The sequence below is a fragment of the Streptomyces sp. NPDC026092 genome (genome assembly GCF_040638605.1).
Classification (GTDB): domain Bacteria; phylum Actinomycetota; class Actinomycetes; order Streptomycetales; family Streptomycetaceae; genus Streptomyces.
Window position 1 is genome coordinate 99916 of sequence record NZ_JBEZYN010000011.1, and the last position, 19994, is coordinate 119909.

At 71.8% G+C, this 19994-nt stretch carries 23 protein-coding genes; 9 read left to right on the forward strand and 14 right to left on the reverse strand.

The features are described 5' to 3' along the window. Positions 1–12: 12 nt before the first annotated feature. From AB0F56_RS19650 to AB0F56_RS19660, 3 genes are all read right to left on the reverse strand, one after another. Entirely contained in the window at positions 13–1110 is a 1098-nt protein-coding gene (locus tag AB0F56_RS19650) for a PQQ-binding-like beta-propeller repeat protein (protein WP_362011111.1), read from the reverse strand. A gap of 77 nt (positions 1111–1187) precedes the next feature. After that, complete coding sequence (locus AB0F56_RS19655; protein ID WP_362011114.1) at positions 1188–2105, reverse strand: hypothetical protein; 918 nt, start codon at positions 2103–2105, stop codon at positions 1188–1190. 254 nt (positions 2106–2359) lie between these two features. Continuing rightward, positions 2360–2584, reverse strand: a complete 225-nt coding sequence (locus tag AB0F56_RS19660) for a hypothetical protein (RefSeq protein WP_362011116.1) — start codon at positions 2582–2584, stop codon at positions 2360–2362. Between the two features lie 115 nt (positions 2585–2699). Here AB0F56_RS19660 and AB0F56_RS19665 point away from each other — a divergent pair, with 115 nt between their 5' ends. Together AB0F56_RS19665 and AB0F56_RS19670 are read left to right on the forward strand one after the other, a co-directional pair. Then, a complete protein-coding gene (locus AB0F56_RS19665) occupies positions 2700–3545 on the forward strand; it encodes a helix-turn-helix transcriptional regulator (RefSeq protein ID WP_362011119.1) in 846 nt (281 codons plus the stop codon). Continuing rightward, positions 3514–3807 carry a DUF397 domain-containing protein gene (locus tag AB0F56_RS19670; RefSeq protein ID WP_362011122.1) on the forward strand — a complete coding sequence of 98 codons (294 nt, stop codon included), beginning with the start codon at positions 3514–3516 and terminating at the stop codon, positions 3805–3807. The genes AB0F56_RS19665 and AB0F56_RS19670 overlap by 32 nt, the downstream gene beginning before the upstream one ends. On the opposite strand, the gene AB0F56_RS19675 is transcribed toward AB0F56_RS19670, so the two are convergent. The 5 genes from AB0F56_RS19675 to AB0F56_RS19695 form a co-directional block, all read right to left on the reverse strand. Then, a complete protein-coding gene (locus AB0F56_RS19675; protein WP_362011124.1) occupies positions 3790–5412 on the reverse strand; it encodes a protein kinase in 1623 nt (540 codons plus the stop codon). The genes AB0F56_RS19670 and AB0F56_RS19675 overlap by 18 nt on opposite strands. Before the next feature lie 90 nt (positions 5413–5502). Beyond that, positions 5503–6798 (reverse strand): PQQ-binding-like beta-propeller repeat protein, encoded by a 1296-nt coding sequence (locus tag AB0F56_RS19680; protein WP_362011127.1) that lies wholly within the window; start codon positions 6796–6798, stop codon positions 5503–5505. 152 nt (positions 6799–6950) lie between these two features. After that, positions 6951–7937: a sigma-70 family RNA polymerase sigma factor gene (locus AB0F56_RS19685; RefSeq protein WP_362011128.1), complete on the reverse strand. Its 987-nt coding sequence runs from the start codon at positions 7935–7937 to the stop codon at positions 6951–6953. A 25-nt stretch (positions 7938–7962) separates the two neighbouring features. After that, positions 7963–9195 (reverse strand): FAD-dependent oxidoreductase, encoded by a 1233-nt coding sequence (locus tag AB0F56_RS19690; protein ID WP_362011131.1) that lies wholly within the window; start codon positions 9193–9195, stop codon positions 7963–7965. 111 nt (positions 9196–9306) lie between these two features. After that, on the reverse strand, positions 9307–9627 hold the full coding sequence (locus tag AB0F56_RS19695; RefSeq protein ID WP_362011457.1) for a hypothetical protein: 321 nt from the start codon (positions 9625–9627) through the stop codon (positions 9307–9309). 361 nt (positions 9628–9988) lie between these two features. Between AB0F56_RS19695 and AB0F56_RS19700 the strand changes: the two genes are divergently transcribed. Next, positions 9989–10540: a hypothetical protein gene (locus AB0F56_RS19700; RefSeq protein ID WP_362011134.1), complete on the forward strand. Its 552-nt coding sequence runs from the start codon at positions 9989–9991 to the stop codon at positions 10538–10540. Positions 10541–10669: 129 nt separating this feature from the next. Next, the gene (locus AB0F56_RS19705; protein WP_362011137.1) at positions 10670–10969 is read left to right on the forward strand and encodes a hypothetical protein; all 300 of its coding nucleotides are present in this window, start codon (positions 10670–10672) and stop codon (positions 10967–10969) included. Here the strand turns inward: AB0F56_RS19705 and AB0F56_RS19710 are convergent, their stop codons facing one another. Together AB0F56_RS19710 and AB0F56_RS19715 are read right to left on the reverse strand one after the other, a co-directional pair. After that, on the reverse strand, positions 10970–11608 hold the full coding sequence (locus AB0F56_RS19710; RefSeq protein ID WP_362011140.1) for a hypothetical protein: 639 nt from the start codon (positions 11606–11608) through the stop codon (positions 10970–10972). Positions 11609–11625: 17 nt separating this feature from the next. Then, positions 11626–11979, reverse strand: coding sequence for a hypothetical protein (locus AB0F56_RS19715; protein ID WP_362011142.1), 354 nt, complete (start codon positions 11977–11979; stop codon positions 11626–11628). 87 nt (positions 11980–12066) lie between these two features. Here AB0F56_RS19715 and AB0F56_RS19720 point away from each other — a divergent pair, with 87 nt between their 5' ends. Beyond that, entirely contained in the window at positions 12067–12660 is a 594-nt protein-coding gene (locus AB0F56_RS19720; protein WP_362011144.1) for a TetR/AcrR family transcriptional regulator, read from the forward strand. 9 nt (positions 12661–12669) lie between these two features. Here AB0F56_RS19720 and AB0F56_RS19725 read toward each other — a convergent pair whose 3' ends face one another. Both AB0F56_RS19725 and AB0F56_RS19730 read right to left on the reverse strand, forming a co-directional pair. Then, the gene (locus tag AB0F56_RS19725; protein ID WP_362011147.1) at positions 12670–13515 is read right to left on the reverse strand and encodes a transglutaminase-like domain-containing protein; all 846 of its coding nucleotides are present in this window, start codon (positions 13513–13515) and stop codon (positions 12670–12672) included. Further along, positions 13512–14525, reverse strand: a complete 1014-nt coding sequence (locus tag AB0F56_RS19730; protein WP_362011149.1) for a GNAT family N-acetyltransferase — start codon at positions 14523–14525, stop codon at positions 13512–13514. Before AB0F56_RS19730 ends, AB0F56_RS19725 begins: the two co-directional genes overlap by 4 nt. A 112-nt stretch (positions 14526–14637) precedes the next feature. On the opposite strand from AB0F56_RS19730, the gene fdxA reads away from it, so the two are divergent. Both fdxA and AB0F56_RS19740 read left to right on the forward strand, forming a co-directional pair. Continuing rightward, the gene (gene fdxA / locus AB0F56_RS19735; RefSeq protein ID WP_003985062.1) at positions 14638–14958 is read left to right on the forward strand and encodes a ferredoxin; all 321 of its coding nucleotides are present in this window, start codon (positions 14638–14640) and stop codon (positions 14956–14958) included. 109 nt (positions 14959–15067) lie between these two features. Continuing rightward, positions 15068–16180 (forward strand): bifunctional succinyldiaminopimelate transaminase/glutamate-prephenate aminotransferase, encoded by a 1113-nt coding sequence (locus AB0F56_RS19740; RefSeq protein WP_362011152.1) that lies wholly within the window; start codon positions 15068–15070, stop codon positions 16178–16180. Between the two features lie 67 nt (positions 16181–16247). Here AB0F56_RS19740 and AB0F56_RS19745 read toward each other — a convergent pair whose 3' ends face one another. Together AB0F56_RS19745 and AB0F56_RS19750 are read right to left on the reverse strand one after the other, a co-directional pair. Continuing rightward, complete coding sequence (locus AB0F56_RS19745) at positions 16248–16664, reverse strand: ATP-binding protein (protein ID WP_362011154.1); 417 nt, start codon at positions 16662–16664, stop codon at positions 16248–16250. Between the two features lie 342 nt (positions 16665–17006). Then, the gene (locus AB0F56_RS19750) at positions 17007–17972 is read right to left on the reverse strand and encodes a hypothetical protein (protein WP_362011157.1); all 966 of its coding nucleotides are present in this window, start codon (positions 17970–17972) and stop codon (positions 17007–17009) included. A gap of 38 nt (positions 17973–18010) precedes the next feature. On the opposite strand from AB0F56_RS19750, the gene dapE reads away from it, so the two are divergent. Together dapE and AB0F56_RS19760 are read left to right on the forward strand one after the other, a co-directional pair. After that, positions 18011–19093, forward strand: a complete 1083-nt coding sequence (gene dapE, locus AB0F56_RS19755; RefSeq protein ID WP_362011160.1) for a succinyl-diaminopimelate desuccinylase — start codon at positions 18011–18013, stop codon at positions 19091–19093. Positions 19094–19177: 84 nt separating this feature from the next. Continuing rightward, positions 19178–19927, forward strand: a complete 750-nt coding sequence (locus AB0F56_RS19760; protein WP_362011163.1) for a TIGR00730 family Rossman fold protein — start codon at positions 19178–19180, stop codon at positions 19925–19927. The last annotated feature ends 67 nt before the right edge of the window (positions 19928–19994 follow it).

Here is a 19994-nt window from a genome sequence, read left to right on the forward strand (position 1 = left end):
TCGATACGCGCCCTACCGCCAGTGGAAGACGCGTATGGGCATCGAGTAGGTCGGGTGAGTGATCACGGCGAAGCGGTCGTCGGCGACGCAGAGCGTTCCGTAGCCGTAGCCGCGCAGTCGGCGACGGGCGACTACCCGTCCGTCGCGGGCGTCGAGCACCGTCACCCTGGTGCCGAACTTGTCGAGCACCAACAGCAGCCCGCGGTACGGGACGAGGCATTGGCCGCGCAGCCGGTGGAAGGAGCGCTTCCAGAGGATCTTGCCCGTGGACAGGTCGATGCCGCCGATCCAGTCCGGCTTCTCGGTCTGCCATTCCTCGTCATGGGCGGAGGGGCTGTGGTCCGGGTCCACCGTGGCGACGAGGACGTCGTTGACGACGGTGGACGGCTGCTCGACCCGCTCGTACCGGCTGGGGAGGGCGGGGGACGCCGTGACCTTGCCCTGCTCGTCGAGGACGAGGAGCCTTCGCCGGCCTCGGGCGCCGCGTTCCGTGCTGACGACGGTCAGCGGGTCGGCGTTGGCGATCCAGGCGTCCTCGGTATTCACCTCGACCCTCAAGGAAGTGCGCCAAGCCTTGCTGCGGTCGCGCACGTCGACCGACTTGACGTGCGCGTCGGTGACCGAGACGACGTGCCGCCCGCTCAGGACGGTGGTCGGAGCGGAGCCGTAGAGCGCACGGTGCACCGCGTCGGACGGGGAATCGCCGCGGTAGGCGTGCGACGAGACCCGCGTGCCCTCGGCGAGGTCGACGGCCGCGATCCTGGGCTCGCCTCCACCGGACTGCGAGTCGTCGTGGTGGAGGACGTACGCGAGCCCCGCGTCGACGTCCCAGGAGACCTCCGCCACGACGTTGCGGCCGGGGGTGGTCCAGGTCCAGCGGGGGTCGACGGCCTCACCACCGCCGTCACGGATTTCGTAGGCCCGCAACCCGTCGAGATCGGCGCGTATGACGGCGTCCCGGAGGAGCAGACCGCCGACCGGCTCGACCAAGGTCGTGGACGAGGCGCCGTCGTTCGGGCGGTCCTCCTCGGCCGTCTTCCACACCGGTCGCAGCGCCTTGAGCCGCCACTTCGGTCCCCAGGCATCTGCCGGCGCGGTGTCCTCGTACATCCCTGCCCCCCCAAGAAGAGATCCCGCCGACATCGTGCCGCACCGATGAGTCACGGCCACGCCCCGGGGTCCCTCGCCTAGATGCGCCCCCGGAGGGCCGCGCGGGCGAGAGCGGGGCCGATCCGTGCGGGCGTGGGCGAAGCGGGAGCGGTGGGGAAGGCCGGGTGGTGGCAGTCCACGCAGTGGTCCTCGTCCGCCAACGGGCGGAACAGGTACGGCTGGACGTGAAGCCCGCTCTCGCACTCGCGGAGCGTGGCGACCCGGGGCTGCGCGGGCGGCGGCGGTACGGGTGGCACCTCGCGGAGGATGTACCGCAGCAACCCACCGGGCCGGTGGATCGGACTGCCCCGGCCTGGCAGGCAACGGGCGATGGAGTCCCGTACGGCGTCGGCCAGGTGCCCGGCCTCCAGCCAGCGGGCCGCGAGGCCCGCCAACTCGGGGAGCATGGCGCGCGGTACGCGCAGCCGGGGATCGAGAGCGGGCAGCTCGTCGACGATCCGCCGAGCCTCCTCGGGGGCGGCCTCCGGGGCCTCAGGGGCCTCCGGGACCTCGGGCGGCGGAGGGTTGGAGGTGTTCCCTACGGGTGTCGGATCTGGATGACGGCCGACGGCCCGACGGGTCGGCTCACCGGCGGCCGGACGGGTGTCCGTCGGTGGGGCGGGGGCCGGGCGGCCGGACCGCAGGGCCTCCACCTCGGTGGGACTGAGAGGCACGTTGGAGAGCAGCTGCCGGGTGGCCCACCGCCCGCCCGTGCCCTGCTCGCGCCACTCGTGGAGGAACCCGGCGAGCTTCAACTGCCCCTTGGCGCGCAGGAAGGCGACCTTGCGGATGCCCGCCCGTTCGGCGGTTTTGGAGAGCGGCTCGTTGACGCCGTCGGGGAGGGAGAGCTGCCAGCAGAGCAGCCGTACGGCATCGGAATTCAGGTCGCGGTGCCGGAGGATCTCGTGGGAGATCTGGCTGAAGCGACAAGACGGGGGGATAGCATGACGAAGCATTTTGGGTGCTCCTAGGGATAGCGCACTCGAAGTGAAGGCCCTCGGCGCTGGCTGCAACCAGCTCGGGGGCCGCTTTTGTGCTCACCGTACAGCAGGATGAGTGACCGTACGGTTGCTTGCTGTGACGAAGCAGCGGGGGCAGCGGCAGGGCGGATAGCGCAGAATCGGTTCGACCGGCACTTCTCCCCGCCGGGGCGTGTAGGTCCTGACCTCGGACCAGGTCCGTCCGCCGTCCCGCGAGACGCGGAGCCGCATCACCACTCGCCGCCGTACCGCTGCTGCTTGGCGCGCAGCCACGCCTGGATCTCCCGCGTCTCGCGGGGTGAGGCGGCGCGGAGGTCGTCGGCGCGGATCGTCGCCACGAAGTGCACGAACCGCACGCGTCGGTGCACTCCGTCCACCGCGATGACCTTGCCGGGGCCGTAGACGTCGGTTCCGGTGTGGGCGACGAAGGCGCCGGGACCGTGGGGGGTTTGCATTGCTCGTGAGCCCTTTCGCTCTGTGTGTTGTTCCGGTCACACAGTGGCGTGGATCACGTTACGCTCGACAGGGGTTTGCACGTGACAACGCGACCAGCACGTCGGGGGGTTGGCGATGGCGATCGAGGACAATCCTGAGACCCGTCGAAAATACGGTGAAGAGCTGAAACGCCGAAGAGAAGCGGCGGGGTTGACCCAGGAGCAGTTGAGCGAGGTCGCGATCATCTCGCGCACGCACCTCGCCCACATGGAAGCGGGCCGCCGCCGCCCGAGCGCGGAGGACGCCCGCCGCCTGGACCGCGCGCTGAACCCGGGCGACGACTTCTTCGAACGGTTCCTGCCGACGCTGGACGGCAAGAAGGTAGCCGAGCACTTCGCGGAGGCCTTGGAGTTCGAGGGCCAGGCGACGACGATCCGGGTGTATGGGCAGACGCTGGTCCCGGGCGTGCTCCAGACCAGGGCGTATGCCGAAGAGGTCCTCACCTCGGGGCCCGAGCCTCAGAGCGACGACGAACGTGACAGGCTGCTGGTCACACGACTGGAACGGGCGCGTGTCCTGGAGAAGTTCGACTCTCCGATGTTCTGGGTCATCCTCGACGAGGCCGTCCTGCGGCGGAACATAGGCGGCCCGGCGGTGATGTGCGAGCAGCTCCGTCACATCGTGCGATTGGCTGAGAGCCGCCGCATTCGTGTGCACGTACTGCCATTCAGCGTGGGCGCTCACACTCTCCTTAAGGGACTCGTCTCCCTGATGTGGTTCGAGGATCAGCCCCCGATCGCATACGTCGAGGGGCTCAACAGCGGCCGTGTCTGGGAGGCTCCGGACATGGTCCGCGCATGTCAGCTCGACTACGATCACGCCCTGGGTGACGCGCTGTCTCATCGCGAGTCGCTGGCTCTGATCAGGTCCGTTGCGAAGGAATACGAGCATGCATCACAGCAGCACGACCAGCATCCCTGACGCCTCGGTCGTTCCCGGCTGGCGCAAGTCCTCGTACAGCGGTGGCGAGAGCGGCAACTGCCTCGAAGTCAGCGACGCCTGGCGCAAGTCCTCCTACAGCGGTGGCGACAGCGGTGCGTGCCTCGAAGTCAACGACGGCGCATGCCCCGCCCACGTCCCCGTCCGGGACAGCAAGAACCCCACCGGCCCCGCTCTCCTCTTCCCCGCCCCCGCGTGGGCGGCCTTCGTGGACGGGGTGAAGGGGTCACTTGGGGACCGTTGACACCGCCGCCTGCGCGATCGCCCTGGCCTCCGACTCGCACGAGCCGTCGGGGTGGCTGTCGCCGCTGAGCGCGACCCACACCACGGCGTTGCCGTCGCGGACGTTCAGTGAGCAGTTCAGGTTCTCGTTGGGCGGGTCCCAGGAGGCCTCGTCCGCGTAGTCGACCGTCGTGTCCCGGAGGGTGGGCGGCTTCGAGATACCGTCGAACTCCTGGTCTTGGAGGGTAGTCCCGTTCGCACCCCCGTCCACGGTGCGCCTGACGGTCCACTGGACGATGGCGTGCGGGCGTGCGGCCCAGTTCATGGCAGGGGTCTCGCCGTCGTACCACTCGCAGCGGGTTACATCGAAGGGGCCTGACGTCCCGTTGGTGTCCCGGCTGGACTCGCGTGCGGGAAGGGGTAGCGAGGGGGCGGCGTCCGCGCAGAGCGGAGTCTTCGCGTACTTGTCCGGCTCGCCTCCGTCCGTATTGCGCAGCAGCAGGTACGTACCGACTCCGGCACCTGCCAGGGCGACCGTGCCGGCGGTGACCAGGGCCACCAGCTTGCCGCGCTTGCGCGGGGAGGGCGTCGGTGGTGCCGGCTGCGTGGCGGCCGTGACGGTCCGGGCGTCCCGATCGACCTCGGCCTCGGGTTCGACGTCGACTTCGGGCTCGACGCCCTCGTCCTCCACGTCAACGTCGGGCGGCTCCGGCGATGTGCGTTCCGCGCTGTCACCTTCGCCCAGCAGCTCGACCAGGCGGTCCTTCTGGTCGGCGATCAGGCCATGGACGGCGGACGGCCACGGCCGGGTCGCGGGCCGGACCGGCCCGAGGAGGTCCCGGAGTTCGGCCGGAGTCGGGCGATCCGAAGGCTCTTTCGCGAGGCACCGGGCCACGATCGGGCGCAGGTCGTCCGGCACTTCACCCAGCTCGGGCTCGGTGTGGACGACGTTGTGGAGCGTCAGGAACATCGACGCGGCGGCGAAGGGCGCGCGGCTCGTCAGCGCGAAGGCGAGGACCGAGCCGAGCGAGAACACGTCGCTCGCCGGGGTGAGTTCCTTGCTCTCGGCCTGTTCGGGCGACATGAACGGCGGCGAGCCGATCACCCACCCCGTCTGCGTCAGCGCCGTCGACCCCACCGGCTCCACCGCCCGTGCGATGCCGAAGTCGATGACGCGGACGCCGTCCTCGGCGAGCAGGACGTTCTCCGGCTTCAGGTCGCGGTGGATCAGACCCACCCGGTGGATCTCCTCCAGCGCCGTCACCAGGCCCAGGGCGAGACGGCGTACGGTCTCGGCGGGCAGCGGCCCCGTGGCCGTCACGGCGGCGCCGAGCGACGGTCCGGCGACGAACACCGAGGCCAGCCACGGCAGCTCGGCGTCCGCGTCGGCGTCCATCACGGCGGCCGTATAGGCGCCCGAGACCTTGCGGGAGGCGGTGACCTCGCGGCGGAACCGGCTCCGGAAGCCGTCCTCGGCGGCGAACCGGTGGTGCACCTGCTTCACCGCCGCCAGGCGGCCGTCAGGGGCCGCGCCGAGGAAGACACGGCCCATGCCGCCGCTGCCCAGCTCGGTGAGGAGCCGGTACGGCCCGGCCTCCGCCGGCACGGATGCGTCGAGCGGCCTCATACCGGTTCCCCCACGGCTCCCCCTCGGATCTCCCGCGAACGCGCGGTGATCCTATGGCCCTTGGCCGCGCTGCGGGTGGTCAACGCGTGGTCAACGCGTGGCGCGGAGGACGTCGATCTCGCGCTGCACTCCGTACGACAGCCCCACGTACGCGTTGACCAGCACGGGTGCGTAGCCGGGATCGGTGGCCTTGTCGGCTCCGGTCGCCCCGTCCAGGACGATCGCCGCGCCCGTACCGCCGTTGAACGTCGCGTAGACGACCCCGTGGAACGCGGACGTAAGGATCATTTCCTTCCGCCCCGAGTCGTCCGAGGGCCCGCCCACGCGCCAGAGGCGTTTTCCGCCCCGGTCGTACGCGGAGATCTCCCCGCCCCTGACCGTGCGGGAGAAGCAGAAGGTGGTCTTGAGCTGGTCGTCCACGCAGTCCTCGATGGAGTGCAACTTCTCACCGAAGCCTTCGTACTCCAAGTCCTTGCCGGTCGCGCTGTCGACCACCGCCCGGCCCTCCGGGTCCCCCACCCAGGCCCGGTCCGGCGCGAAGGCCTTGACCGGCCAATCCCTGCCGACCCCCATCCCGGACCAGAGATACCGCCCGTTCGCGCCGTCGACGGCCCCCAGCGAGAGGGCGGTGTCGGCCCCGCGCTTCTGGCCGAGGACGCGCGTTCCCTGGACCAGCTGCGCCTTGAAGTCGTCCTTGCGCCAGGTCTCCTTGCGGGTGACGAGGTCGATTCCGTACGTCACGGGGTCCCGGTACTCGCCGTGGGACACGACGACCGCCGTGCTACCGACGACACCGGCGACGTACGTGACCAGGTACGACTCGTCGGACCTTGGCAGGTCCCACTTCGTGCGCCACGCCTCCTGGCCGCTCTCGGCGTCCATCGCGACCACCTCGACGCCGATGCTGTCGGGGCTGCTGCCGGACCCCTTCGTGCTGGTGGGGAAGGCGGCGACCGCGTACCGCTTGCCGTCGACCGTGCCGAGGCCGGGGGAGTACGGGATCGTCTTGTAGGTGCCGTCGTGTTCGGGGTGATGGGTCCAGGAGGACGCCTCGGCCTTGAGCGTTCCGATCTCCTCGTCGCCCGCGAGGTCCCACGCGACCAGCTCGCCGGGGGCGACGTAGTACGCCTTCTGCTCGTCGAGCGCGACGGCCCCCACTCCGGGGGCGCGGAGGCCGGCGCCGTGCTGCTCGAACCGGGTCGGCGGGTCGTACGCGGTGAGCGGGTCCGCGGTGGGGGTGGGTGTCGCCTCGGCGGGCGCCGAGGAGGACGGCCGGGCGGACGGCCTGTCGCCGGCGCCGCCGTCCCCGTCACCGCCGCCGCAGGCGGCGAGCAGAGCGAGCAGTGTGGCGGCGCCGACGGCGCGTAAGGGTGTGGTGCTTCGCATCCTGTCTCCCCCAACTCTCAGTCCATCAGACGTAACTGATGGTACGTCTGATGAGTGGGACGGGCTGGGGGTTCAGGCTCAGCAGTGGGGAACCATGCGCTGGTTGGAGACGCGCCCGGGAGCGGGCCGACGGCCCCTGGATGAGCGGCGGTTCACCACTCGGCGACGAGGGGTGGTGTGTCCGGTCGGTCGCGACGCCAGGCGTCGGTGACGCGGGCGAGACGGTCGGAGGCGGCGATGCCGCGTACCGTCGCGATCCTGCCGTCGACGAGGTCGAAGGTCACCGAGCCGACGACCCGGCCGCCGTCCTCGTCGGGGAGCACGGCGAGGAGGGCGGGGGCGCCGTTGACCAGGGCGTAGTGCAGGGCCGGTGTGCCGCCGACGAGGCGGCGCTTCGCGGGCGTGGGCGTGAAGCCGGCCCGGGCGAGGGCGGCGATGCGCTCGGGAGTGTCGTACCGCAGCAGCTTCTTGGCGAGGCCGCCGGCGCCGTCGGAGATCGCGGTCGCGTCGCCGGTGAGCAGGGCCACCAGTTGTTCGGTACGGCCCGAGGTGGCGGCGGCGAGGAACTCCTCGACGATCCGGCGGGCGGCCGCCGGGTCGACCTCGCCGTCGCCGACACCGGGGCGACGGCGCGTGGTGGTGGTGACCCGGTTCCGGGCCCGGTGGAGGTGCTGCTGGCTCGCGGACTCGGTGATGTCGAGGATCTCGGCGATCTCGGCGTGGCTGTACGAGAACGCCTCGCGCAGGACGTAGACGGCCCGCTCGACGGGGGACAGCCGCTCCATGAGGGTCAGTACGGCCAGGGAGACGGATTCGCGCTGCTCGAAGGTGTCGGCGGGGCCGAGCATCGGGTCGCCCTGCAGGAGCGGTTCGGGCAGCCAGTCGCCGGCGGCGCGTTCGCGGCGGGCCTGGGCCGAGCGGAGCCGGTCGAGGCACAGGTTGGTGACCACCTTGGTCAGCCAGGCCTCCGGCACCTCGATCCGCTGCCGGTCGGCGGCCTGCCAGTGCAGGAAGGCGTCCTGCACGGCGTCCTCGGCGTCGGCGGCGGAGCCGAGCAACCGGTAGGCCAGCGAGGCCAGCCGGTTCCGGCCGGCCTCGAAGCGGCTGGTGTCGAAGGGGTCGGAGGCGGTGGAGTCCACGGAAGTCACCCTAGTGATCGGGCGACTACGCGACCGCCGCCCGGGCGGACACGTCCGTCGACGCGTCGGCCAGGCGGTGCCTGCGCGTGGGCAGACCGAAGGTCGGGTGGGAGGTGGCCCAGAGCGACGTCGCGAGGACCGCGGCCTTGAACCGCGCGGCCTTCCGGCCCCGCACGCACGTCGGCTTCGCCCGTGCCTCGCCGTCGACCAGCTGCAGGATGCCGTCGCTCCGTCCGAGGCTGATGTGGTTGGCCACGTACTCCAGCTTGACGTTCCCGACCTTGCGGCCGGTCAGGCCGCCCACGATCGCCAGCATGGCCTGGCGGCCGGTGTAGCCGGCCGAGGCGCAGGACATCGGCAGGGGGCGGCCGTTGTCGCCGATGACGTGGACGCTGTCCCCGGCGGCGTAGACGTTCGGGTGCGAGACCGACCGCATGGTGCGGTCGACGACGATCCGACCGTCGTCCGTGACGTCGAGGCCGCTCGCGGCGGCGAGGGGGTGGACCGCGAACCCGGCGGTCCACACGGTGGCGTCCGACGCCACGGCGGTGCCGTCGGCGCACAGCACGCGCGTCGCTTCGACGGCGGCGACGGTGGTGTGCTCCAGGACGGTGATGCCCAGTCGGCCGCAGGCCCGGCGCAGGTGGTCCCGGGCTCCGGTGGAGAGCGGGGCGCCCAGCTCGCCGCGGGCGATCAGGGTCACGGACAGGTTGGGGCGGCACTCGGCGATCTCGGTGGCGGTCTCGATGCCGGTCAGGCCGTCGCCGACGACGACCACGGTCCTGCCGTGGGGGCGGTCCGTGCGATCGGGGCCGTCCATCCGGTCCAGGCGGTCGCGCAGGCGCAGCGCCGAGGGACGGCCGGCGACGTCGAAGGCGTGCTCGGCGAGGCCGGGGACGCCGTGGTCGGCGGCGTGGCTGCCGAGGGCGTAGAGGAGGGTGTCGTAGCCGAGTTCGCCCCCGCTCTCGCCGTCGCCGCTCTCGCCGTCGGTGACGGAGACGACCTGGCGTACGGGGTCGACGGCGGTCACACGGGCCAGGCGCAGCCGGATGCCCGTGCCCGCGAAGACCTCGGTGAGCCGTGGGGCCTCGATCTCCTGGCCGGCCGCGAGCTGGTGCAGCCGCAGCCGCTGGACGAAGTCCGGCTCGGCGTTGACCACGGTGATCTCGGTGTCCGCCGGGGACAGTCGCCGGGCCAGGTTCCCGGCGACGTAGGCCCCGGCGTAGCCGGCGCCGAGGACGACGATGCGGTGCTTCATGAGCTGCTCCCGTCAGTTCGCTCGCTCGCTGTGTGCGTGCTCTCTGCGGGTTGAGCGGGACAGCGGCCCGATTCCTGACAGGAAGGGATGGTGAACTGGGTCACACGGTTGTCACGTGGTGACGGGACCGTCGAGGAAGCGCAACAGCACCTCGGCCTCGGCGCGCAGCCGCTCGGCCCGGTCGGCGTGGGCGGGCGCGGTCAGCTGCTCGGCGGCTTCCAGACGCTCGGCCGCCTCGGCGCGTACGACCTCCACCACCGTCTGCTCGCTGAGCTCCTGCCGTACGGCCTCCGTGGCGCCGGCACCGGCGGGCGACGCCTCCAGGGCCGTGCCGCGGAGCTGCTCCTCGCCCAGGGGCACCGCCTCGGCGTTGTCCAGGGCGGCGAGGGTCGTGCGCAGGGCGCTGACGGCGGCCTTGTCGCGGGCGCGCATCGCGTCGGGCAGGGCTTGCTGCATGCGGAGACGTAGAGACATACCGCGACCCTATGGGCGCACCTTGGGCCCCACAACGCGATATGCGGGCAGGGGGAGTCGTCAGCTCAAGCTCCGCTCCTGCGTCTCGATCAGCTCGTCCCAGTGCTCTCGCGTCCACGCGCAGGCCGCGGCCCAGGGGAGTCGGGGCGTACTCGACGTGGCCGCCACCCACGACAGCCCCACCCCCTGGAGCGCCGACCACATCCGCCGCAGTACCGCACCGCCACGACCCGGGAGATGCCCTGATACTGGTGACTCCGGTGGGGTGAGGCAGCCGAAGCGACACGGTCTGTCGCCGGGTTCAAGGAGGGGGATTCCTGTGTCTTCGCACGTGAGTGGTGGGCGGCGCGGCCGCAGAGCGCTCGTCGTCACCCTGGTCGCGGTACCGGTTCTGGCCGTGCTGACCGCCGCCGGGATCTGGGTGTACGGCGTCTACGCGATGTCCGATCCGCTCAACCCCGGTCTCGTAGGGATCCGGATCGACGGGTCCCGGGTGTCGATCAAGGCCGCGACCTGCCCGACGGAGGCCGTGGACAAGGTCCAGGTGTTCGACGGGGAGTCGGAGAAACCCGTCTGGCAAGCGCGCGCCCCGAAGACCCCTGAGGGCAAGCGAGGCGCGCTCACCCTCTGGGCGGCGGACGCGTACGAACACCCAGGCCCGGTACGGCAGTCGACGCCACTCCCCAAGCTCCTCGACGTCGCCCTCACCATGGCGGACGGTGAAGGCGGGGGCGGGGACATGTTCGACACGGCCGTCGTGAAGGCTGCGAAGGTCCCCGAGGGTCAGTACTGGACCGTCAACGGCCCGAAGACGGCCGAGGCCATCGACGGCCTGCTGATGTGCGGATCGCCCAACCGGTCTTCCTCGTAGGAGATCCCCGTGATCACACAAGGAGTGCGGGTCACAGGCTCGTGCAGTGCCTGCGGGTCCACGACGACGTGCGATGTCGGTCAGTTCTTCGACTGCGGCGTGCTCCGTTGGGGCACCGAGGGGCGATGCGTGGACTGCCCGAACGCGTGGTGCGAGGAGGACAGCGGGCCCGTCACGCCCGAGCACATTCGGCGGGCTCTGCTGCAGGCGCACGGGCCCGCTCGGCTTCCCCTGGCCGGGGACCTGCCGAGCCTTGTTCCCGTGGTGCTGGCCCTCCGCAGTGCACGGGAACTGTCGCTCGGCGAAGCGCGAGCGCAGGCGACGGAGCTCGCCGAGGCCGGGCTCGTCGGCACGCTCGTCGAGATGGAGGTCCTGGCGGTTCACCTTCGAGGACGAGCCATCGCGGTGAGCGTCGAGCCGGCGGCGTGATCAGGTCAGCGCGGCCTCGATCCTGGCCGCCAGAGTGAGGACCGCCTCCGCGCAGAGGGACCAGCCTCCGGTGGTCTGCCGGTGCAGTGTGCGGGCCAGGAGCAGGCCGCCCTCCGGGCGTGGCTGGACGGTCAGGAGCCGGTCCACGGTCCACTGGTGGTTGAAGTCCGGGCCGGCGACGGTGGTGGACACCTGGTCGGCCAGGGCGAGGAGTTCGGGGTCGGAGTTGAGCCGTCGCACCGCCACCGGGTCGCCTTCGAAGGCCGACGGGCGGCCACGCCGGCGTTCGCCGAGGGCGGCGGGGCCCAGGACCGGCGTGGTGAGCGGTACGGCGTACTGGAGCAGGCCCAGGCCGAAGCTGCGCCGGATCGCCCGGCCGGTCAGGACGGAGGCGCGCAGCTCGAACGGTCTCGGCGCCTGGGCGTCCACGTACACGAAGCAGTGCGTCAGGGCCGGCATCCCGCTGAACCGCTCACGGGGCGGCAGCAGGCTCCCGGCCGGGACGCCCTCGCTGTCGCCCGCGAGGACGTGGGTGGGCGGTGGGCCGGGGAGACCGAGCTCGGCGGTGAGGGCGCGGGAGATGTCGGCGGACACGACGGCGGAGTCCCGGCTCCGGCCGGTCCAGGTGGCGATGGCCATGGCAGGCCCCTCCCTGCTCAGACCGAGCCCGCGCGGCTGCGGAGTTCCTCCTGGCGGCGCAGCGCCGCCTGCCGCTCGCCCTGGAACCGGCCGACGCGGGCCTGGGTGAGCGCGGTCCAGTGGTCGACGGCCTCGCCGGCGTGGAAGAGCGCGTCGGCGAGGCGGCCCTGGGCGGCCAGTTCGTCCCGCTCCCGGTCGGCCTCCTCGGCGTGCCGCAGCAGCGTCTGCGTCGGGTCCTCGGTCGAGGTCTGGTTCGCCTCGGCGCGCGCGACCTGCCGTCGGCGGCGCGCCACGCTCGCGTAGCCGACGATGGCGACGAGGCCACCCGTGATGGCGCCGGAGACGAGCTTCATCATCAGATCATCATCCATGCCCGCAGTATGGATCGGCGGGACCTGGTTTTGGAGATTGTTTCTAGAAAAAGATTCGAGTTTTTCACGCCTGCCTATACTCCCTCCATGGCAAAGCAGTCCCGTGGCGAGGCCACCGTCGAACGCCTCCTGGCCGCGGCACTGGAAGTGTTCGCCACGTCGGGGCAGGCCGGGTTCACCGTCAACGCGGTGACGCGGACGAGCGGGGTCAGCCTCGGCAGCCTGTACCACCACTTCGGCAGCTTCGACGGCCTGGCGGCGGCCCTGTACGGCTCCTGCCTGCAGCAGACGTACACGGCGGCCCTCGGCGCCGTCGACCGAGCCCGTACCGCCCACACCGGCATCCGGGCGTTCGTGACGACGTACCTGCGCTTCATCCGCGAGAACCCGGCCGTGGCCCGCTACCTGCACGGTTCGGCGTACTCCAGCTACCTCGCCGTCGACGCCGACCGGGACCGAGGCGTCGAACCGGACCACTTCCCCCGGGTCGCCGACCACCTGACGCGCTGGATCGACTCCGGCGAGATCGCCCCCCTCCCGGCCCCGCTCCTGGAGGTCCTGATCATCGGCCCGGTCGCGGTGGCCGCCCACCGCTGGCTGGCCACCCCGGAGGACATCGACCTCAACCAGGCGACCCGGGTCCTCTCGGACCGCATCTGGGCGTCCGTACGGGCTGACTAGGGCCCTACGTCAGTTCAGCAGTGCCCGTGCCGCCTGCGCCCGGTTGCGGATCGAGGCCGCCGCGCTCGGTTCGACCGCGTCCACGACCGAGGCGTACGCCTCCATCTCCGCGGCGCCCGCCTGGAACTCGCCGCGTTGCACCAGCAGCTCCGCGTGTTCGTAGCGGAGTCGGGCCGGGTGGGAGGGGAGGAGCAGGGACAGTTCCACCGCCCACAGCGCCACGCTGGAACGCTCCGGGCGGGGGGCCGCCCAGGCGCGGATGTTGTTGAGGATGCGCAGGACGATGTCCAGGGAGTCCGTCGGGCGCAGCATCGACGGTTCGAGGGGCTCGCCCGTCGCGCCCGCGACCAGCAGCTCCGCGTCCACGCCGGTCATCGGCCGGCCGCCCGCGAAGGGGTCCGCGAAGACCTGGGCCGACGGGTCGCCGAAGCCGATCACGAAGTGGCCCGGCAGGCCGAGGCCGTACACCGGGGCCCCCGCGCGGCGCGCGACCTCCATCCAGACGACGGAGAGGAGGATCGGCAGACCCCGCCGCCGCTTCAGGACCTCGTGCAGCAGCGAGGACTCCAGGCGCTGGTAGTCGGCCGGGACGCCCTGGAACCCGTACCGCCCGCCGAGCACCCGCTCCAGCGCGGCCACCCAGTCGGCGGGGTCGTGCATCCCGTACGGCAGCTCACCGGCCAGCCGGTCCAGCTCGATCTCCGCCGCGTCCAGGTCCGCCTCGCGCAGGCCGTCGTCCGCCACCGCCCCGATCAGCAGACAGAGCCGTGCGAGGTCCGGGCGCCGCGTACGGGCCTCCTCCGCGAACTCCCGCCGCCAGTCGGTCTCGCCCGTCACGCCGTCCACCTCGCTCACGCCTCCGTCGGACCGAGGTCCGGCCGGTAGTGGTGGTAGTGGTGATGGACCGCGAAGCCCATCCCCTCGTACATCGCCCGCGCCCCGTCGTTCTCCCGCTCCACCTGGAGCCAGGCCGCCGACGCGCCCTCGTCGAGGGCCTGCCGGGCGAGCGCCGTCATCACGGCCGTGGCCAGGCCCTGACGCCGCTGTTCGGGGTCGACCTCCACCACCATGAACCCGGCCCAGCGGCCGTCGACCACACACCGTCCGATCGCCGCCGGTATGTCTCCCGTGCCCGGTACGGACGCGAACCACACACTCGGGCCGCCGGACAGGACGCTCAGCACATGGGGCCCGACCACACCGGACCGGTTGTAGCGGCGCAGCCACGCCTCGTCGACGCTCCGCGCGAGCCGGACCCGCGAGACGTCCGCGTCCAGGTCGCCGACCGGCGCGAGGCCCCCGATCCGTACCTCCGCCGTGACCTCCGACCGCCAGCCGTGCCGCTCGAGCTCCGCGCAGAGCAGCTCCTGCGTGCCCTCGGCGCCCGTCGCCGTCTGGACGTACGGAGGCAGGTCCCGCTTCTCGTACCAGTCGCGCACGCGCGCGAGGGCGGCGTCCATCGGAAGGCCGGGGTCACCGAGCGGCAGCACCGAGTTCGCGCGCCGCGTGAAGCCGCCCGAGGCCCTCAGCGTCCACTCGCCGAGCGCCTCGCTCTCCACCGGCGGCCAGCCGCGCGCCATCGCCCGCGCCAGCTCCTCGAAGGAGGCCGCGGGACCGCGCCTGCGGGCCGGGGCGGCGGGGACGACCTTGCCCGCGACCAGGGCGGAATCCAGGATTCGGACGGTCTCACCCGTCCTCCGTGTGATCAAGAGCACACCGCTGTCCCAGGATGTGAGAACTCCGACCGCGTCGGTGAATTTCCCCCCAAGGTCACCCGCCTCCGTCACATACCGAACTGAGACACGTTTTCCCACGTCAGCGTGGGTAATACGCACCTCAAGGCGCCCTCCAGCGGTGAATTCCACAGGTTCTCCGCCCCTCCTGTTCGGATCGTCCCCAAGAACGGAGATACTAGGGGCGGGCATCGACGACGCCGCGCTCCCGCGCAGACCAGCCCTACCGAGGAGGAACGACAGCGTGACCTACGTCATCGCGCAGCCTTGTGTCGACGTCAAGGACAAGGCATGCATCGAGGAGTGCCCCGTCGACTGCATCTACGAGGGCTCCCGGTCCTTGTACATCCACCCGGACGAATGCGTCGACTGTGGTGCTTGTGAGCCGGTGTGCCCGGTCGAGGCCATCTTCTACGAGGACGACACCCCCGAGGAGTGGAAGGACTACTACAAGGCGAACGTCGAGTTCTTCGACGAGCTCGGTTCGCCCGGTGGTGCCTCCAAGCTCGGCCTGATCGAGCGCGACCACCCCTTCATCGCCGCCCTGCCGCCGCAGAACGGCTGATCGAACCGTCCTCGGTCCCGTGCAGCCTCGCCCGCCGGCGCGCTGTACGGGACCGACGCGTTTTCCGTACGTACGAAGTACTACGAAGTACGAGGAAGTGAGCCAACTCGTGAGCGCAGTCTCCGGCGCCGTCTCTTCGCGCCTCCCCGTCTTCCCCTGGGACAAGCTGGAGCCGTACAAGAAGACGGCGGTCGCCCACCCGGACGGCATCGTGGACCTGTCCGTGGGCACCCCGGTCGACCCCGTCCCCGAGCTGATCCGGCGGGCGCTCGTGGCGGCGGCCGACTCGCCCGGCTATCCCACGGTCTGGGGCACCACCGAGCTGCGGGACGCGCTCACCGGCTGGTGCGGGCGGCGCCTCGGCGCGGTCGCCTTCACCCACCACAACGTGCTGCCGGTCGTCGGCTCCAAGGAGCTGGTCGCCTGGCTGCCGACGCAGCTCGGCCTCGGGGCCGGTGACCAGGTCGCGTACCCGCGCCTCGCCTACCCGACGTACGAGGTCGGCGCCCGGCTCTGCGGCGCGGAGCCCGTCGTCTACGACGACCCGACCGCCGACCTGGACCCGGCGCGGGTCAAGCTCCTGTGGCTCAACTCGCCCTCCAACCCGACCGGCAAGGTCCTCGGCAAGGACGAGCTGACCCGGATCGTGGCCTGGGCGCGCGAGCACGGCGTCCTCGTCTTCTCCGACGAGTGCTACCTGGAGCTGGGCTGGGAGGCCGACCCGGTCTCGGTCCTGCACCCGGACGTCTGCGGCGGTACGTACGAGGGCATCGTCGCCGTCCACTCGCTCTCCAAGCGCTCGAACCTGGCCGGCTACCGGGCCGCGTTCATCGCGGGCGACGCGGCCGTCCTCGGCGAGCTGCTCCTGATCCGCAAGCACGGCGGCATGATGACGGCCGCGCCCGTGCAGGCGGCGACGGTCGCCGCGCTCGGCGACGACGCGCACGTGGCCGAGCAGCGCGAGCGGTACGCGGCCCGGCGCGCGGCGCTGCGGACGGCGCTGGAGGCGCACGGCTTCCGCATCGAGCACAGCGAGGCGAGTCTCTACCTGTGGGCGACCCGCGACGAGCCGTGCTGGGAGACGGTGGCGTACCTGGCCGACAAGGGCATCCTGGTCGCGCCCGGCGACTTCTACGGGACGGCGGGGGAGCGGTTCGTCCGGGTCGCCTTCACGGCGACGGACGAGCGGGTCGAGGCGGCGGTCAAGCGGCTGGCGTCCTGACGGACGGCGTGACGCGGAAGGGCCCGGGGAGCACACGCTCCCCGGGCCCTTCCCGTACGTCCGGGGGTCAGCCGCCGAGCGGCAGGCCGCCCAGGGACGGGACGCCGCCGCCGAGGCCGCCGGCGGACGGGGCGGTCTCGCCGACGACCGTGCCCGCGTTGCCCGCGGTGTCGCCCGCGATCTGCTGCGCGGCCGGGGTGGCGGTCTTGGTGGCCGAGCCCACGGTCTTGCCGGCCGCCGGGACGGCCTTGCCCACGGCCTTGCTGCCGGTGTCGCCGACGACACCGGTGGCGGTCTGCGAGGCACCGTCGACCGTGCTGCCGGCCCCGGCGGCGTCGAGCGAGCTGATGCCGGAGAGGGCGCCCGTGGGGGCGATGTTGTGGTCCATGGCGCTCGCGGAGCCGGCCGCACCGACCACGGGGGCTGCTCCGGCCGCGACGAGGAGGGCGGCGCGGGCGATCCGACGGGTCAGGGGGAGGGACATGGTGCTCCTTCGACGGGAGAGGACGTTCTGACGCCGTGCTCAACCGAGGCGGGGGAGGGGGAGGTTTCGGCGTTCGAAGGTAAAGCCCGCGCGATGGATCGCATTATCGGGTGGGGAGGAAAGCGGACGAACGCCCAGAAGATCCAAGTGCTGCGGAACCGTCACTCCCCTTGCGGCACAAGGGGAGTACGGGGTCGGGAGTGACGAGCCCCCGGGCGAGGCCGCCGCATACCCGCCGAATACACGGTCGGGTGACACCCCGCACGGCTGCCCGAGGGGCGAACGGCTACGGCGGCGGCTACGGCGGAGGCTAGGGCGACCGGCTAGGGCGACCGGCTCTGGCTACGGCTCGAGCCGGATGCGGACCTCTTCCGCGGCCGTGCCCTCCGGGGCCCTCGACTTGGCCCACTTCCCCGACGCGTCGCTCGCGCGCCAGACCATGCCGCCGTACGAGACCTCCGCGATCCGGAGGTCGTCCGCGCGGGCCACCGCCCAGTGGGCCAGCTCCCAGCCGTGCCGGGCGCCCGTGTCCGGGGTGCGAACGACGGGGACGGAGAGCACGGCCGTGCCGGGCTTCGCGTCCGTGCCGCCGCCCGCGTTCCGGCCGGCGCCCGTGCCCGTGCTGCCGGCCGCCGTCGTCCTCGGGGCGGCCTTCTTGCCGAAGGCCCGTACCAGTTCCGCCCGTACCTGCGCCGGGTCGCCCGGCAGCCTGGCCTCCGGCGCGCTCGTCGTACAGGTGAGGGCGGCCGCCGAGCGGCCCGTCAGCGCGGCCGCGAGCAGCGCCGCGTCCGGCTCGTGCTTCGCGTACGCCTGCGGGAAGCCGCTCTTCTGGACCTTCTGCGCCGCCACCGTCAGCGGCAGCCGCGAGTACCCCGGAACCTTCGCGAGGCCGTCGTAGAACTTCCCCGAGGAGTACACCGGGTCCATGATCTGCTTCGCCGTCCCCCAGCCCATCGACGGCCGCTGCTGGAACAGGCCGAGGGAGTCCCGGTCGCCGTGCTCGATGTTCCGCAGCGCGGACTCCTGGAGGGCCGTCGCGAGCGCGATCGTGACCGCCCGCTCCGGCATCCGGCGCGTCGTGCCGACCGCCGAGATGGTCGCCGCGTTCGCCGCCTGGTCCGGGGTGAACTCGTATGTGTTCTCGCCACTGCCCACGGTGCACATGGGCGCACCCTTGGAGCCGGTGACATGGTGCACGCCCACATAGCCGATCAGTCCGCACAGCACGGCGAGGCCCGCCGTGTACCTGGCAAGACGGCCGGTTCGGGCGGGTCGGGCAGTGCGGGGGTTACGGCTGCGCTCGGACACGGGGCCCACCGTACTGGAGGCCGGGTTAGGGTCGGCACATGGCTGACAACGCTCCCCTCGACCTCACGCTGGACGGCCCCGCGCTCACCGCCGCGCTCGTCGACTTCCCCTCGGTCAGCGGGACCGAGAAGCCGCTCGCCGACGCGATCGAGCTGGCCCTGCGGACCCTGCCGCACCTCACCGTCGACCGGTACGGCAACAACGTCGTCGCCCGGACCCACCTCGGGCACGAGGAGCGGGTGATCCTCGCCGGCCACATCGACACCGTGCCGATCGCCGACAACGTGCCGTCGCGGCTCGACGAGAACGGCATCCTGTGGGGCTGCGGCACCTCCGACATGAAGTCGGGCGTCGCCGTCCAGCTCAAGATCGCCGCCACCGTCCCCGCGCCCAACCGCGACCTCACCTTCGTCTTCTACGACCAGGAGGAGGTCGCCGCGCACCTCAACGGCCTCGGGAAGGTCGCGGAGGCCCACCCGGACTGGCTGGAGGGCGACTTCGCGGTCCTCCTCGAAGGCTCCAACGCCGAGGTCGAGGGCGGCTGCCAGGGCACCCTGCGCGTCCTCCTGCGCACGGAGGGCGAGCGCGCCCACTCCGCGCGCTCCTGGATGGGCTCCAACGCCATCCACACCGCGGCCCCGATCCTCGCCCGCCTCGCCGCCTACGAGCCGCGCAAGCCGGTCATCGACGGCCTGGAGTACCACGAGGGCCTCAACGCCGTCCGGATCGAGGGCGGCGTCGCCAACAACGTCATCCCCGACGCCTGCACGGTCACCGTCAACTACCGCTACGCCCCCGACCTCACCCCCGCCGAGGCAGAGGCGCACGTGCGCGAGGTCTTCGCCGACTGCGGAGTCGCCGAGTTCGTCGTCGACGACCACAGCGGAGGCGCCCTGCCCGGCCTCTCCCACCCGGCGGCCGAGGCGTTCATGAAGGCGGTCGGCGGCACGGCCCACCCCAAGTTCGGCTGGACCGACGTGGCCCGCTTCAGCTCCCTCGGCGTCCCCGCGGTCAACTACGGCCCCGGCGACCCGATCTACGCGCACAAGGTGGACGAGCACGTCGTAGTGGAACGGATCGTTCACTGCGAGGCACGGCTCCGCGACTGGCTCACTGCCTGACAGCCGAAATTCTGCTTTTTGTCACGTCTGTGGACCTACCCTGACCGAATCAGAAGATCAGTGGATCGGTGGAGGGAGCAGGCCATGGGTATCCCCGAGGGAGCGTCGAAGCCGGAGGAGCAGCGGCTGGGACCGGTGTTGAGGCGCCGGGACCAGGTCCAGCCGGGCACCACGGATCAGCGTCTGCTGGACACCGAGGGCGACTCGGAGTGGGTGCACACCGACCCGTGGCGGGTCATGCGCATCCAGTCCGAGTTCGTCGAGGGCTTCGGCGCCCTCGCCGAACTGCCGAGCGCGATCAGCGTCTTCGGCTCGGCGCGTACGAAGCCGGACTCGCCGGAGTACGAAGCGGGCGTGCGGCTCGGCCGCGCGCTGGTGGACGCCGGCTTCGCCGTCATCACGGGCGGCGGCCCGGGCGCGATGGAGGCGGCGAACAAGGGGGCGCGGGAGGCCAAGGGCATCTCGGTCGGCCTCGGCATCGAGCTCCCCTTCGAGCAGGGGCTCAACCCGCACGTCGACATCGGCGTGAACTTCCGCTACTTCTTCGTCCGCAAGACGATGTTCGTGAAGTACGCCCAGGGCTTCGTCGTCCTCCCTGGCGGCCTCGGCACCCTGGACGAGCTCTTCGAGGCGCTCACCCTGGTCCAGACCCGCAAGGTGACCCGCTTCCCGATCGTCCTCTTCGGTACGGAGTACTGGAAGGGCCTCGTCGACTGGCTCCGCGACTCGGTCGTCGCGGGCGGCAAGGCCTCGGAGCGGGACCTCCTCCTCTTCCACGTGACGGACGACGTGGACGAGGCGGTCGCCTTGGTGACGAAGGAGACGGGCAGGTAGGGCACATCTAGCCCCGCCGGCGTTTGAGGCGCGGGGGTCCGGGGGCAGAGCCCCCGGTTATGGGAAG